This window comes from Mesorhizobium sp. WSM4814 (assembly GCF_055811595.1).
Genome location: NZ_JBVVQT010000023.1, coordinates 23,406 through 36,988, shown reverse-complemented (window position 1 = coordinate 36,988; position 13,583 = coordinate 23,406). Strand labels below are relative to the sequence as shown.

Here is a 13,583-nt window from a genome sequence, read left to right as displayed (position 1 = left end):
CACGGGCCCGGCGTGGGGGGCGGCGGCCCAACGCGGCTAAACTGCCCGCGGGGGCCCCCCCCCTCGGCCCGCCCGCACTTGCCCGGCCGGACAGAGGGGGGTTGGCGGAAACGCAACCTTCATCCAGTTGCCGTGCTGAACGGACCTGCGGTCCTCCCCCCATGACCGCCTATCTCCTCAAGCGTCTTGCCATCGCGCTCATCACGCTGGTCCTGGCCTCGATGGTGGTCTTCGCCGTGCTGGAGATCATTCCCGGCGACCCGGCGCGGCTGATGCTGGGCATGAATGCCAGCGCCGACCAGGTCGAGTTGCTGCGCAACCAGATGGGCCTCAACGCGCCGCTCGCCGCGCGCTATCTGCACTGGGCCGGCGGCTTGCTGAGCCTCGATTTCGGCCGTTCCTACACCTATTCGGTGCCGGTCATCGACCTGGTCCGCGAGCGCATCGTGGTCTCGCTGCCGCTGGCCCTGATCGCGCTGGCGCTGTCCACCATCATCGCCATTCCGGTCGGGCTGTTTTCCGCCGGCCGGCACGGGCGGGCCGGCGACACGATCGCGATGGGCGCCGCCCAGCTTGGTGTTGCCGTGCCGAACTTCTGGTTTGCGCTGATGCTGATCTACCTGTTTGCCGTCTGGCTGCGGCTGGTGCCGGCCGGCGGCTTTCCGGGATGGAGCGCCGGCGTCTGGCCGGCGCTGAAATCGCTGGTCCTGCCGGCGATCGCGCTCGCTCTGCCGCAAGCGGCGATCCTCGCCCGAGTCACCCGCTCGGCGCTGATCGAAGTGCTGAACGAGGACTATATCCGCACTGCCCGCGCCAAGGGTCTGCCCTATCGCGCGGTGCTGTGGCGGCACGCGCTGCGCAACGCAATGATCCCGGTGCTGACCATTCTCGGCCTGCAGTTCGCCTTCCTGCTCGCCGGCACCATCATCATCGAGAACGTCTTTTATCTCCCCGGCCTCGGCCGGCTGGTGTTCCAGGCGATCACCCAGCGCGACCTGATCGTCGTCGAAAGCGTCGTCATGCTGCTGGTCGCCGCCGTCATCGCCGTCAACCTGCTTGTCGATCTCTCCTATGCGGTCGTCGATCCGCGGCTGAGAAGCCGCCAATGACGCTGCGCTTCGACATCCCGGAGGAAAATTTTGCCGACATCCTCGTCAAGGCTTTCACCAACCGCTCGTTCCTCACCGGCTTCGTCATCACTGCACTTGTGGCGGCGGTCGCCATCGTCTCGTTCTTCTGGACGCCTTTTGACGTCACCAGGCTGATCATCGCCGACAAGACCCAGGCACCCTCGCCGGCGCACTGGTTCGGCACTGATCATTTCGGCCGCGACATTTTTTCCATGATCATGGTCGGCGCCCGCAATTCGATCGCCGTGGCGCTGGTGGCGGTCGGTATCGGCATGGGCGTTGGCGTGCCGCTCGGCGCCCTTGCCGCGGCGCGCGGCGGCGTCGTCGACGAGGCGGTGATGCGGCTGAACGATCTCGTCTTCGCCTTCCCTGCCCTGCTGTCGGCGATCATGATCACCGCCATCTTCGGCCCGGGCGCGCTCAACGCCATCATCGCCATCGGCATTTTCAACATCCCGGTCTTCGCCCGCGTCGCCCGGGCCGGAGCGCTGGCGATCTGGCCGCGCGAATTCATCCTCGCCGCGCGTGCCGCCGGAAAAGGCAAAGCACTGATCACCATCGAACACGTGCTGCCCAACATCGTTACTTTGCTCCTGGTGCAAGGCACCATCCAGTTCGCGCTCGGCATCCTGGCCGAAGCCGGGCTTTCTTATGTCGGGCTCGGCACACAGCCGCCGATGCCGAGCTGGGGGCGGATGCTGTTCGACGCCCAGACGCGCATGGGGATGGCGCCGTGGATGGCGATCTTTCCAGGCATGGCGATCGTCGTCACCGTGCTTGGACTGAACCTGCTCGGCGACGGTATTGCCGACATCCTCGACCCAAAATCGCGGCGGCAGCGATGAGCCTGCTCGAAATCGAGAGATTGTCGCTGACGATCGGCGACACGCCGATCCTGAGGGATGTCGAGCTCGCCGTCGCGCCCGGCGAGGTGATGGGGCTGGTCGGCGAATCCGGCTCGGGCAAGTCGATCACGGCATTGACGGTGATGCGGCTTCTGCCCTGGGCGGCGCGCGCCAGCGGGCGCGTCGTCTTCGACGGCATCGACATCCTCGCTGCCAGCGAAGACCAGATGTGCGCGCTGCGCGGCGATGATATCGGCATGGTTTTCCAGGAACCGATGACGGCGCTGAACCCGGTCAAGACGATTGGCGAGCAGGTCGCCGAAGGCATCCGCTGGCACACCAGGGCAAGCCGCGCCGACGCCGAGGACCGCGCTCGAAAAATGCTCGACAGGGTCGGCTTGCCCGCAGCGCAATTCCCGCTGTCGCGCTATCCGCACGAGCTTTCCGGCGGCCAGCGCCAGCGCGTCGTCATCGCCATCGCCTGCGCGCTGAAACCAAAACTGCTGATCGCCGACGAGCCGACGACGGCGCTCGACGTCGTGCTGCAGGCGCAAATCCTCGACCTGTTGCGCGACCTGGTTTCAGAAAACCGCATGGGTCTGCTGTTGATCTCGCATGACCTCGCGGTGGTGACCGAAATGGCGGAGCGCATCACCATCCTGCGCCACGGCGAAGTGATGGAGGCCGGCGACACGGCGCGCACGCTGTCCGAGCAGCTTCATCCCTACACAAGACAACTGGCGCAGGCCTCGATGCATGTGCCGGCGCGTGCCAGGACAAACGAGGTCGGCCAAGACAACCCCATGCTCCAGGCCAAGCCTCTTCTTCAGGTAGAAAGCGTGACGCGGGACTATCCGGGACGGCGCAAATCGCTGCTGAAGCGCGCGGTTCCGACCCGCGCCGTCGACGATGTCTCGTTCTCGATCGATCCTGGGCAGTCTGTGGCGCTGGTCGGTCGTTCCGGTTGCGGCAAGTCCACGCTTGCCCGCATGGTCCTGGCGCTGGACGGGCCGACATCGGGAACGATCCGGTTTCGCGGCGAAGTCATCACCGGCAAGAGCGAGGCGGAGCTCAAGCCGGCGCGCCGCGACATGCAGGTGGTGTTCCAGGACCCATACGGCTCCTTCGATCCGCGCCAGAAGGTGGAAAAACTGGTCGCCGAGCCACTGCATGTCCTGGAGAAAAGGCCGACCAATGCAGAGCGGCGCGAGATGGTGGCAAAGGCCTTGCACGAGGTCGGCCTTGGTCCACGCGACATGGACAAATATCCGCACGAATTTTCAGGCGGCCAGCGCCAGCGCCTGTCGATCGCCCGCGCCATCATCACCCGCCCCAAGCTGGTCGTCGCCGACGAGCCGGTCTCGGCGCTCGACGTCTCGATCCGCGCCCAGATTCTCGATCTGTTCGCCGAGCTCAACCAGAAGCTCGGCGTTGCCTATCTGTTCATCACCCACGATCTGACCGTTGCCCGCGCCATTACCGACCAGGTGATGATCATGCATGCCGGCAAGATCGTCGAGCGCGGCAGGACGAGCGCGGTTCTCGATCATCCGCAGTCCGAAGCCACCAAGGCGCTGGTCGCTGCGGCCCCGGACCTGCACCGCGCGATTGCCCGGCGGTTACAGGAACAGGGGTGAACAGCCGACCGTCGGGAGAGGCTTACTTTTCGGCCTTCACCACATCGGCCGGGCTGATGTCGAGCAAGTCGAGGGTGCGGCGCAAGAGCTGCATCTCTGTCCCGGCAAGTTGCGAATCGGCCTTGGCGATCTCGGCCATATGGCGGGCAAGCAGGCTGCGCCTCTCGACGTCGAGGTCACGGAACTGCGCGATGGCTTGCGAGCCGTTGGTCTCGTAGCCGAACTCGTTGAGATACTCGATGACGCTGTCGATGCTGGCTTCCGGAATGCCGAAGGCTTCCCGGCAGATGCGCCTGAAGGCGGCCATTTCACTCTCGTTGACCGTGCCGTCTGCCAAAATCATGCGAAACAGCATCAGCAGTTCCGCCGACAGCACCGGATCGTCCGCGACCTTGCGCACGCCGGGATCGCCGTCGAAGATCGAGCGTATCTGCTCCAGCAATGCGAATGCCATCAGCGACCCCTTTCCGATTCGTTGCAAATAGGTAGCGCGGAATCGGCCTTGCGCAAATGGTCGGCTGTGGTTCGACAGGGCAATCACTTCACCACCACTTCTCCCATCACTATACGGCAGGGCAATCGCGTTTGGATTCTCGCGAAGGGGGACCCCCACCCTAACCCTCCCCACAAGGGGGAGGGAACGCTGCCGCGCTTAACTCCCGCTTTTGCGCCGAGAGGGAGGCAATTTACCAAAGTCAGCGCCAACGGAAGTCTCCCTCCCCCTTGTGGGGAGGGGTTAGGGGTGGGGGTACATCGTAGAGCGGCAGCCTCGGATTCGCAGCTAAGATAGCCCTGCACCGCATCGTTTCTGGCCATTCCATCAAGCTACCGGCCGATCCAGCGAACCCGCTGCGCACGCTGATTGGTGTGTGAACGGGGCGCCTGATAGGATGCGGTTGTACGAATCATGTCGGAGGAGCCACACATGAATCTCAGTGCGCCTACGCAGCTTATTTTCATCATATCCCTTGTTATCGCCATCATCGGTCTTCTCGCCGCTCTCGGCGTTTTTGCGTTCATTCCCCTGGCCGCCGTGTGGATCGTCCTCATCGCTTATGTCGTGCTTGCCGGCGGCTGCCTGGTTCGCGGCGCTTAAGCCCTCAGATCTCTCAGGCAACTCGGAGCGCCCGGCCACACGCGGGGCGCTTTTGATTCTGAGGGTTGGTCTGCTACCATCCGCGGGCGGAGGAAAGCTCATGTCTGCCCAGAGCGAAGACGGCAGCAACCAGCACAGTCCTGGCCTCGACCGGTTCGAGATGGTTCGGCGTGCGCCTGGCCCTTGGCTCCAGGGTTCAGTCACTGACATCTGCGGCTACCGCGAAACCATGCCCGGCCGTTTCCGCAATGTCGAATACGCATCGCTGACCGTGCCGCTGGTCATCAGCTTTGCCGAACCCTTCGCCATCGGGCTCGGCAAGGAGCCGGGCGACAACGACCGCTTCGCCAGTTTCGCCGCCGGCCTCTATGCCGGTCCGGTGGTGATCGAATCCCGCGGCGGCGCCTGCTGCATCCAGATCAATTTCACCCCGCTCGGCGCCCGACGCTTCTTCGGCCTTGCGATGAGCGAACTGACCGACCGCATGGTCGGCCTCGACGATGTGCTCGGGATCGAAGGCATCGCGCTGCGCGAAAGACTTGGCAATGCGCACGGCTGGAGCGCACGTTTTGCAATCGTCGAGACGTTCGTCGCCGCGCGGCTGACCGACGCCCGCGAAATGCAGGCCGAAATCGCCTGGGCCTATAACCGGATCATCGTCTCGGGTGGCCGCATTCGCGTCGCATCGCTCGCCGACAGGCTGGGCTGGAGCCGCAAGCATCTCGCGGGAAAATTCTCCAACGCGATCGGCGTCGGCCCCAAGACGCTGTCGCGCATCGTCCGCTTCAACCGGGCGCTCGGCCTGTCAAGGCAGGACAAATCCGATTGGGCTGATATCGCCGCCGATTGCGGCTATGCCGACCAGGCGCATCTGGTGCGCGAATTCCGCGACCTTGCCGGCGAAACGCCGACGGCGCTGGCCGCCCAGGCATAGAGGCGCAGGTAACATTTCTTCAAGACGTGGGAAAAGCCTTCGCCCAGACTGGATTATCGTCCAATCCAATTGAAGGAGATCGCCATGACCATATCAGTCGAACCGCCCAGGCTCTATCCGACCTTGCGCTACCGCAATGCCGCGAAAATGATCGACTGGCTGGGTGAAGCCTTCGGCTTTGCCGTTCATGCCCGCTACGGCGAAGGCGACATCGTCCAACACGCCGAACTGACTTTCGGCTCTTCGATGATCATGCTGGGCACCGCACGCGACGAAAAGTTTGGCCAGATGGTCGGTGCGCCTGGCCCGGGTGGCGGCAGATCGATCTATGTTGCCGTCGACGATGCCGATGCCGCTTATGCCAGAGCAAAAAAGGCCGGCGCCGAAATACTGGAAGAGCTCACCGACCGCGACTATGGCAGCCGCGAGTTCATCTGCCGCGATCCGGAAGGCAATGTCTGGTCGTTCGGCACCTATTGGCCAAAGGTTGAGCCCGCCAGCTAACGCGCCAGACCAAAGATGGCGTCGCAGTCGAGGTGGGTTTCCAGTTCGGCTGCGACCTCGTCCAATGCCCGTTCGACCTCGGCGCGATAATCGATGCCGCCGCCTTTGACGCCGAGATTTTCCAGGAATTTCGCCCGAAAAGCGTCGGCGGAAAACAGCCCGTGCAGATAGGTCCCCGACACCTTGCCGTCAGCGGAGACGGCGCCGTCATCGGTGCCGTTGATGACGGCGGACGGCCGCAGCGTGTCGGGACCGGTGGTGCGGCCGAGATGGATCTCGTAGCCCTCGAGCGGCAGGTCGAACTGGACCGAGCGCGCGCTGACATTGCGCACCGTCTTTTCCGGTTGCATCACCGTTTCGACGTCGAGCAGGCCGAGCCCCTCGGTCTCGGTGGCGCTGCCCTCGATGCCGTCGGGATCGCGCACGACACGGCCGAGCATCTGGAAGCCGCCGCAGATGCCGACGACGTGGCCGCCGCGCTTGCGGTGGGCGACAAGGTCGCGGTCCCAGCCATTCTCGCGGAATCTTAGCAGATCGCCGATCGTCGACTTCGAGCCGGGAATGACCACCAGCCCAGCGTCGGCCGGCAAATGCTGGCCGGGCGGCACGAAGACGACCTCGACCTGCGGCTCGGCCTTGAGCGGGTCGAGGTCGTCGAAATTGGCGATGCGCGAAAGCATCGGCACGGCCACCTTCAGCGCGCGCTTCTCGCCGGACGCCAGGCGTTCGAGCACAACCGAATCTTCCGAAGGCAGCCGCGCCGCCGCCTTCAGCCACGGCACGACGCCAAAACAGCGCCAGGCGGTGAAGCTCTCGATCGCCTTGATGCCGTCATCGAACAGCGAGACATCGCCGCGGAACTTGTTGATGAGATAGCCGACGATCATGCGCCGGTCCTCTTCCGGCAAGATCAGATGGGTGCCGGCGACCGAGGCGATGACGCCGCCGCGATCGATGTCGCCGACCAGGATCACCGGCACGTTGGCGCGCGTCGCAAAGCCCATATTGGCAATGTCGCGGCTCCTGAGATTGATCTCGGCCGGCGAGCCGGCGCCTTCGACGATGACGAGGTCGGCACCCTCGCCGACCTTGGCCCAGGATTCGAGCACGGCATCCATCAGCCGGGCTTTCAGCGCCTGGTAGTCGCGCGCCCGCGCCTCGCCGAACACCTTGCCCTGCACCACCACTTGGGCGCCGATATCGGTCTGCGGCTTGAGCAGCACCGGGTTCATATGGACGGTGGGCGCAACGCCACAGGCGATCGCCTGCAGCCATTGGGCGCGGCCGATCTCGCCGCCGCGTCTGTCGCCCGGTATATTGGCGACGGCGGCGTTGTTCGACATGTTCTGCGGCTTGAACGGCCGCACCTTCAGCCCACGCTTTTTCGCCACGCGGCAGAGGCCCGCGACCAGCACCGTCTTGCCGACATCGGAGCCTGTGCCCTGCAGCATGATCGCCTTGGCCGCCATTAATTCCTGCCCTGTGAAACGCCGCCGGTGATCGCGGATTTCGCGGCCAGCGGTCCGCCGCGCCAGATGTAGAGCGCCAGCAGAGGCTCCTTGCCGGTGCGCATGGCATGGCTGACACCAGAGGCATGGTGGATCACCTCACCCGCCTCTCGCTTGCGAAAGTCGTCTTCGTCCATGCGCCATTCGGTGCCGCCGGTCAGCGGAATGTAGATCTCCTCGGCGACATGATGGTGGTCGGGATAGACGATTTCAGGTCCGAGGATCAGCAAGCCGGCCGCGACCTCGTCGTTGACGAAATGGCCGCGTGTGCCGAAGACCTCCAGCCAGCCGTACTTGTCGATGAATGTCTTGCCGAGATCCGCCTCGCTGTAGGTCTGCCCCCAGCGCAGCTCGCCGCAACGCTCCGCAAGCAGCCGCGCCAACGGCTGGGCGTTGGCCGGAGCGAGCTCGACGATGCGGTCGAGCTGGCGCAGGCAGGCAAGCGGACGCGGCTCGAGCGGACGCGCCGGCATGGCCCAGCCGATCCGGGCCACCGCATCGCGCACCAGCGCATCATCGAATGTTTCGAGCGTGGCGTGGAACCGTTCAAGCAGCTCATCGAAATTTGTCGTCACGCCCTGCCCCAGACACGCATTATCACACAGCCGCCCCCAGATCGTTGGATGGAGCTAGTCGGCTTGCGCGGCGGCATCATTGGTCTAGATTGAACCGCGCGCAAAGCCAAAAACGACAGGCCAGGAGGCCGAAGACATTACGGAGCACGCCATGGACGCCGCTGTTGATGCGGGCACCAGCCAGTTCGAACTCAACGAGGACCAGCGCGCCATCCAGCAAATGGCCGAGGCCTTCGCTGCCGATCGCGTTGCGCCGAACGCGCTCGACTGGGACCGCAACAAGCATTTTCCGGCGGACGTGATCCGCGAGACTGGCCCGCTCGGGCTTGGCGGCATCTATGTCAGTGACGATGTCGGCGGCTCAGCGCTCGGCCGGCTCGACGCGGTGCTGATCTTCGAGGCGCTTTCGCGCGCCGATCCGGCCTTCTCCTCCTTCATCTCGATCCACAACATGGTGGCTTCGATGATCGACCGCTTCGGCAGCGACGAGCAGCGCCAGCACTTCCTGCCGAAGCTGACCTCGATGGAATGGCTGGCGAGCTATTGCCTGACCGAGCCGGGTTCGGGATCGGATGCAGCGGCGCTGAAGACGCGTGCGGTGAGGAGCGGCGGCGACTATGTGCTGAGCGGCGTCAAGCAGTTCATTTCGGGCGCCGGCGACAGCGACCTTTACATCGTCATGGCGCGCACGGGCGCCGACGGTCCGAAGGGCATTTCGACCTTCGTCGTGCCGAAAGATGCGCCCGGCCTGTCTTTCGGCGCCAACGAGCACAAGATGGGCTGGCACATGCAGTCGACCCGCCAGGTCGTCTTCGAGGACTGCAAGGTGCCGGTTGAAAACCTGCTCTCGGACGAAGGCGCCGGCTTCGGCATCGCCATGGCCGGACTCGACGGCGGCCGGCTCAACATCGCCGCCTGTTCGCTGGGCGGGGCGCAATCGGCGCTCGACAAGGCGCTGTCCTACACCGCCGAACGCAAGGCCTTCGGAGCCAAGATCAATCAGTTCCAGGCGCTGCAATTCAAGCTGGCCGACATGGAGACCGAATTGCAGGCAGCACGGATATTCCTTTACGCCGCTGCCTCGAAGCTCGACCGCAAGGCCCCGGACGCCTCGAAATGGTCGGCGATGGCGAAGCGCTTCGTCACCGACGTCGGCTTCAACGTTGCCAACGACGCGCTGCAACTGCATGGCGGCTATGGCTATCTGCACGATTACGGCATCGAGAAGCTGGTGCGGGATTTGCGCGTTCACCAGATTCTCGAAGGCACCAACGAGATCATGCGCGTCATCATCGCACGCGCGCTGATTGGGCGGCAGTAGGGCAGTAGGGCAGTAGGGCAGTAGAAATGACCGGCAGGATCAATTCTTACAAGGACCTATTGTATGGCAGCAGGGGAGATATCTGGCGCATGATCAAGCTTATCAGATGCGACCTAGGCATCGAAAAAAAGCTTCGCAACTTATAAGCAACTAGCGCCCGAATAGGCTGCCCTACTGCCCTACTGCCCTACTGCCCTACTGCCCTACTGCCTAACTGCAGCCTTACCCAAACCACGGAGTGCCATCATGACCACCATCGCCTTCATCGGCCTCGGCAATATGGGCAATCCGATGGCAGCCAATCTCGTCAAGGCTGGATATGCCGTTCACGGCTTCGACCTGATCCCGGAAAATCTCGCCAACGCCAAGGAGCATGGGGTCGTCGTCATGGCCAATGCCGTTGCCGCGGTGAAGGAGGCCGATGTGGTCATCACCATGCTGCCGACCGGCAAACACGTTCTGTCGGTCTATGAAGACATCGTGCCAAAAGCGAAAAAAGGCGCGCTGTTCATCGATTCGTCGACCATCGACGTCGAATCGGCACGAAAAGCCCACGCCATTGCCGCCAGACACAAGCTGCTGTCGATCGACGCGCCGGTTTCCGGCGGCACCGGCGGCGCCGCCGCCGGCACGCTGACCTTCATGGCCGGCGGCGCGAAGGAAGCTTTTGCCAAGGCCGAACCAATCCTCAAGCCGATGGCCGGCCGCATCGTCCATTGCGGCGATGACGGCGCCGGACAGGCGGCAAAGATCTGCAACAACATGATCTTGGGCATTTCGATGATCGGCGTCGCCGAAGCCTTCGTTCTGGCGGAAAAGCTCGGCCTGTCGCACCAGGCGCTGTTCGACGTCGCCTCGAACTCGTCGGGCCAGTGCTGGTCGCTGACCACCTACTGCCCGGTCCCTGGTCCGGTGCCGACATCGCCGGCCAACAATGGCTACAGGCCGGGGTTTGCCGCGGCACTGATGCTGAAAGACCTGAAACTGTCGCAGGAAGCCGCGCAAAGCGCCGGTGCGGTAACGCCGCTGGGCGCCGAGGCCGCCCAGCTTTATGCGCTGTTCAACGCCCAGGGGCATGCCGCTGCCGACTTCTCCGGCATCATAAATTTCCTGCGCGGCACCCCGGCCTAATGCATGTCGCCCAAAAGCTTGGGCTTAACCCCCCAAGGGTGCGCAAAGCGTGCGCAGCAGACGCGACGCGCTTTCAGCCTCGAACTCGACCGGCTTTCGGTTTCCGGCAAGAAACGCGGAAATTTAGATTTGCTTAAACTATCGATAACCACCCGGTAACGATGTCCCTGTAGAACGGAGTGCGAGGCGGCCTATCGCAACCGCCCGGCGCTCCGGATCAGGTCTCGCGTACCGGAGCCCGTAAGTTTCGCCAAGTGTTCAGTCAGCGAAGCGCCATGCGTATCTGGCAAAGCCGCGTTCCCGATGGAGCGCGGTTTTTGCATTTCGCATTCTTCAACGACAGCGAGACGATCGCCCTGGCGCGTCTCCAGACGGTCGTCGGCCTGGTGGCGGCGGTCCTGACCGACGTCGACCCGCAGCTGGTCGCTGCAACGCTCCCCAGCCCGGCAGGGCTATCGCAGGTGGATGGCCGAGGTTTTCGCTCTACGACGGACCCCCACCCCTAACCCCTCCCCACAGGGGGGAGGGAGACTTCCGCTGGCGCTGACCTTGGCAACTTGCCTGCCTTGGGCGCCAAAGGGGAGAAATAAAGGCGCGCGGCAGCTTCCCTCCCCCTTGTGGGGAGGGTTAGGGTGGGGGTCCTCTTCGCAAGAATCCAAACGCGATTGCCCTGCCCCGCGCGAGGGTTCGGTGAGCGCGATCAGAGATCTCCTGAAGCGCATCAGTCCTGTGGCAAGATTGTCGACAGGCTCACGACCGCATCCGCGCTGACGTGGAGATCAAGCGGCTTGAGCGGACATCATTGAAACCTTCTGATTTCCAAGCCGTTATCGCCGGTATGTCCGGGGCTAAATCCAAGCCGAAATCGGTCTCCAAATCGCGCGATGCCGAGAAGTCGCGCCAGGAGAAGCAATCGACTGTCGAAGTCGCGTCTGAGATCGCCGGCGCGGCTCCGCCGCCGCTGGAGTTCGTCGAACCCGATCCGGAGCTGACCCCTGAGGAGGCCGAGCAGGCGCGCAAGAGATACTTGCTGAGACGTTTCTGGATCAGCGCGCGCGGTTACTGGGGCCGCGGAGGCGATAGGCGGGCTTGGCCGTACACGATCGGGTTATTGCTCCTGATCGTCATCAATGTCGGCTTCCAGTATGGGATCAATGTCTGGAATCGCGCAATTTTCGATGCCCTTGAGCAACGCAATGCGCGCACCGTCTATGTCCTGAGCGCCGTTTTCGTGCCGCTCGTGCTCGGAAGCGGAAGCCTTGTCGTTGCACAGGTCTTCCTTCGCATGACGATGCAGCGCCGCTGGCGTTCCTGGCTCACCAACGCGGTCATCGCGCGGTGGCTTGCAAGCGGCCGCTACTTTCAGTTGAACCTCGTCGGCGGCGACCACCAGAACCCTGAAGCACGCGTCACGGAGGATTTGCGGATTGCCACCGAATCCCCGGTCGACTTCATCGCCGGTGTCATCAACGCGTTTCTGTCGGCCTCGACCTTCATCGTGGTGCTCTGGACGATCGGCGGGGCCCTGACCCTGACGATCGCAGGTTCGACGGTGACCATTCCCGGCTTTCTCGTCATCACCGCCGTGCTCTATGCGGCGATCACATCCACCTCGATGGCGGTCATTGGCCGCCATTTCGTCCACCTCTCCGAGGAAAAAAATCAGGCGGAAGCCGAATTCCGCTACACGCTGACCCGCGTGCGGGAAAACGGCGAGAGTATCGCATTGCTCGGCGGCGAGGAGGAAGAGCGTAGCGGCATCGACAAGACGTTCGCCTATGTGCTCAGGCAATGGGCGCTCCTTACCGGTCAGCACATGCGCACAGCGCTGGTATCGCAGGGGGCGAGTCTGTTTGCGCCTGTCGTGCCGGTTTTGCTTTGCGCTCCAAAGTTTCTCGAAGGCGGCATGACACTTGGCCAGGTCATGCAGGCTGCCTCTGCCTTTGCCATCGTGCAGGGCGCGTTCGGATGGCTGGTCGACAACTACCCCCGTCTCGCCAATTGGAACGCCTGTGCACGGCGCATCGCCTCGCTGATGATGTCGCTCGACGGGCTCGAGCGCGCGGAGCAGAGCAACACGCTCGGACGCATAAAGCGCGGCGAAGCTGCAGGCGATGCGATGCTCAGCCTGAACAATCTGTCCGTGTCGCTCGACGACGGCACCGCCGTGGTCAAGGAAACCAAGGTCGTGATCGAATCAGGCGAGCGGGTGCTCGTCGCCGGCGAATCCGGCTCAGGCAAGAGTACGCTGGTGCGGGCCGTCGCAGGTCTGTGGCCGTGGGGTGGCGGCAGCGTCAACATCCACGCCGACAGACGGCTGTTCATGTTGCCGCAACGGCCCTATGTCCCCACCGGGACGCTTCGCCGCGCAGTCGCCTATCCAGGCGCTGCCGATCGCTGGACGCTGGACGAGATCAAGGCTGCCCTCGACAAGGTCGGGCTCGATTATCTGAACGACAAGATCGAGGACGACGCGCCATGGGACCAGACCCTCTCGGGTGGCGAAAAGCAGCGGCTCGCCTTCGCGCGTCTTCTGCTGCACAGCCCCGATATCATCGTGCTGGATGAAGCAACGTCAGCACTCGATGAAAAGAGCCAGGACAAGATGATGGAGATGATCGTTCACGAATTGCCGAAGGTCACCATCATAAGCGTGGCGCATCGCGCCGAGCTGGAAGCCTTTCATAGCCGCAAGATCACCTTGGAGCGGCGCGAGGGCGGCGCAAAGCTTGTCAGCGATATCGATCTTGTCCAGCGCAAGAGAAGACGGAACTTGCTTGAGCGATTTATGCGGCGCCGGCGCGCCGCACCGAAGCGCAGCACGACCTCGAGCAAAGCGGCGCTGCCCGAGACAAAAAAGTGAAATCCGCCGATCGGGCCTTGGTGAGCGGCTCCTCCGGCT

The 13,583-nt window shown here is 63.6% G+C and carries 13 protein-coding genes; 10 read left to right on the top strand and 3 right to left on the bottom strand.

What is annotated here, in order from left to right:
* Nucleotides 1–161: 161 nt before the first annotated feature.
* Genes AC0L2V_RS26435 through AC0L2V_RS26425 form a run of 3 tightly spaced genes read left to right on the top strand, consistent with a single transcriptional unit; the run spans nt 162 to nt 3,612 of the window.
* Nucleotides 162–1,109, top strand: coding sequence for an ABC transporter permease (locus tag AC0L2V_RS26435; RefSeq protein ID WP_128176797.1), 948 nt, complete (start codon nt 162–164; stop codon nt 1,107–1,109).
* The gene (locus AC0L2V_RS26430) at nt 1,106–1,975 is read left to right on the top strand and encodes an ABC transporter permease (RefSeq protein ID WP_128166841.1); all 870 of its coding nucleotides are present in this window, start codon (nt 1,106–1,108) and stop codon (nt 1,973–1,975) included. Before AC0L2V_RS26435 ends, AC0L2V_RS26430 begins: the two co-directional genes overlap by 4 nt.
* The gene (locus AC0L2V_RS26425; RefSeq protein ID WP_473521621.1) at nt 1,972–3,612 is read left to right on the top strand and encodes an ABC transporter ATP-binding protein; all 1,641 of its coding nucleotides are present in this window, start codon (nt 1,972–1,974) and stop codon (nt 3,610–3,612) included. Before AC0L2V_RS26430 ends, AC0L2V_RS26425 begins: the two co-directional genes overlap by 4 nt.
* 22 nt (nt 3,613–3,634) lie before the next feature.
* Here AC0L2V_RS26425 and AC0L2V_RS26420 read toward each other — a convergent pair whose 3' ends face one another.
* Complete coding sequence (locus AC0L2V_RS26420) at nt 3,635–4,066, bottom strand: TerB family tellurite resistance protein (protein ID WP_473521620.1); 432 nt, start codon at nt 4,064–4,066, stop codon at nt 3,635–3,637.
* Between the two features lie 471 nt (nt 4,067–4,537).
* Between AC0L2V_RS26420 and AC0L2V_RS26415 the strand changes: the two genes are divergently transcribed.
* The 3 genes from AC0L2V_RS26415 to AC0L2V_RS26405 all read left to right on the top strand — a co-directional run bounded on the left by AC0L2V_RS26415 (nt 4,538) and on the right by AC0L2V_RS26405 (nt 6,146).
* Complete coding sequence (locus AC0L2V_RS26415; RefSeq protein WP_023798964.1) at nt 4,538–4,708, top strand: hypothetical protein; 171 nt, start codon at nt 4,538–4,540, stop codon at nt 4,706–4,708.
* Between the two features lie 100 nt (nt 4,709–4,808).
* A complete protein-coding gene (locus AC0L2V_RS26410) occupies nt 4,809–5,642 on the top strand; it encodes a helix-turn-helix domain-containing protein (RefSeq protein WP_473521619.1) in 834 nt (277 codons plus the stop codon).
* Nucleotides 5,643–5,726: 84 nt separating this feature from the next.
* A complete protein-coding gene (locus AC0L2V_RS26405) occupies nt 5,727–6,146 on the top strand; it encodes a VOC family protein (protein WP_473521618.1) in 420 nt (139 codons plus the stop codon).
* Here the strand turns inward: AC0L2V_RS26405 and AC0L2V_RS26400 are convergent.
* Together AC0L2V_RS26400 and AC0L2V_RS26395 are read right to left on the bottom strand one after the other, a co-directional pair.
* Nucleotides 6,143–7,615, bottom strand: a complete 1,473-nt coding sequence (locus AC0L2V_RS26400) for a cobyric acid synthase (RefSeq protein ID WP_473521617.1) — start codon at nt 7,613–7,615, stop codon at nt 6,143–6,145. The two genes, AC0L2V_RS26405 and AC0L2V_RS26400, sit on opposite strands and share 4 nt — an antisense overlap.
* A complete protein-coding gene (locus AC0L2V_RS26395) occupies nt 7,615–8,229 on the bottom strand; it encodes a dimethylsulfonioproprionate lyase family protein (protein ID WP_473521616.1) in 615 nt (204 codons plus the stop codon). Before AC0L2V_RS26395 ends, AC0L2V_RS26400 begins: the two co-directional genes overlap by 1 nt.
* 151 nt (nt 8,230–8,380) lie before the next feature.
* Between AC0L2V_RS26395 and AC0L2V_RS26390 the strand changes: the two genes are divergently transcribed.
* From AC0L2V_RS26390 to AC0L2V_RS26375, 4 genes are all read left to right on the top strand, one after another.
* Nucleotides 8,381–9,550 (top strand): isobutyryl-CoA dehydrogenase, encoded by a 1,170-nt coding sequence (locus tag AC0L2V_RS26390; RefSeq protein WP_473521615.1) that lies wholly within the window; start codon nt 8,381–8,383, stop codon nt 9,548–9,550.
* 246 nt (nt 9,551–9,796) lie between these two features.
* Nucleotides 9,797–10,681, top strand: a complete 885-nt coding sequence (gene mmsB, locus AC0L2V_RS26385; protein ID WP_473521614.1) for a 3-hydroxyisobutyrate dehydrogenase — start codon at nt 9,797–9,799, stop codon at nt 10,679–10,681.
* Nucleotides 10,682–10,956: 275 nt separating this feature from the next.
* A complete protein-coding gene (locus tag AC0L2V_RS26380; RefSeq protein WP_473521613.1) occupies nt 10,957–11,187 on the top strand; it encodes a hypothetical protein in 231 nt (76 codons plus the stop codon).
* 332 nt (nt 11,188–11,519) lie between these two features.
* Entirely contained in the window at nt 11,520–13,544 is a 2,025-nt protein-coding gene (locus AC0L2V_RS26375) for an ABC transporter ATP-binding protein/permease (protein WP_473521649.1), read from the top strand.
* Nucleotides 13,545–13,583 lie beyond the last annotated feature (39 nt).

Bases quoted from the DNA above. Each gene is read 5' to 3' on its own strand.
- AC0L2V_RS26435 (WP_128176797.1), top strand. From the start codon at position 162: ATGACCGCCTATCTCCTCAAGCGTCTTGCCATCGCGCTCATCACGCTG.
- AC0L2V_RS26430 (WP_128166841.1), top strand. From the start codon at position 1,106: ATGACGCTGCGCTTCGACATCCCGGAGGAAAATTTTGCCGACATCCTC.
- AC0L2V_RS26425 (WP_473521621.1), top strand. From the start codon at position 1,972: ATGAGCCTGCTCGAAATCGAGAGATTGTCGCTGACGATCGGCGACACG.
- AC0L2V_RS26420 (WP_473521620.1), bottom strand. From the start codon at position 4,066: ATGGCATTCGCATTGCTGGAGCAGATACGCTCGATCTTCGACGGCGAT.
- AC0L2V_RS26415 (WP_023798964.1), top strand. From the start codon at position 4,538: ATGAATCTCAGTGCGCCTACGCAGCTTATTTTCATCATATCCCTTGTT.
- AC0L2V_RS26410 (WP_473521619.1), top strand. From the start codon at position 4,809: ATGTCTGCCCAGAGCGAAGACGGCAGCAACCAGCACAGTCCTGGCCTC.
- AC0L2V_RS26405 (WP_473521618.1), top strand. From the start codon at position 5,727: ATGACCATATCAGTCGAACCGCCCAGGCTCTATCCGACCTTGCGCTAC.
- AC0L2V_RS26400 (WP_473521617.1), bottom strand. From the start codon at position 7,615: ATGGCGGCCAAGGCGATCATGCTGCAGGGCACAGGCTCCGATGTCGGC.
- AC0L2V_RS26390 (WP_473521615.1), top strand. From the start codon at position 8,381: ATGGACGCCGCTGTTGATGCGGGCACCAGCCAGTTCGAACTCAACGAG.
- mmsB (WP_473521614.1), top strand. From the start codon at position 9,797: ATGACCACCATCGCCTTCATCGGCCTCGGCAATATGGGCAATCCGATG.
- AC0L2V_RS26380 (WP_473521613.1), top strand. From the start codon at position 10,957: ATGCGTATCTGGCAAAGCCGCGTTCCCGATGGAGCGCGGTTTTTGCAT.
- AC0L2V_RS26375 (WP_473521649.1), top strand. From the start codon at position 11,520: ATGTCCGGGGCTAAATCCAAGCCGAAATCGGTCTCCAAATCGCGCGAT.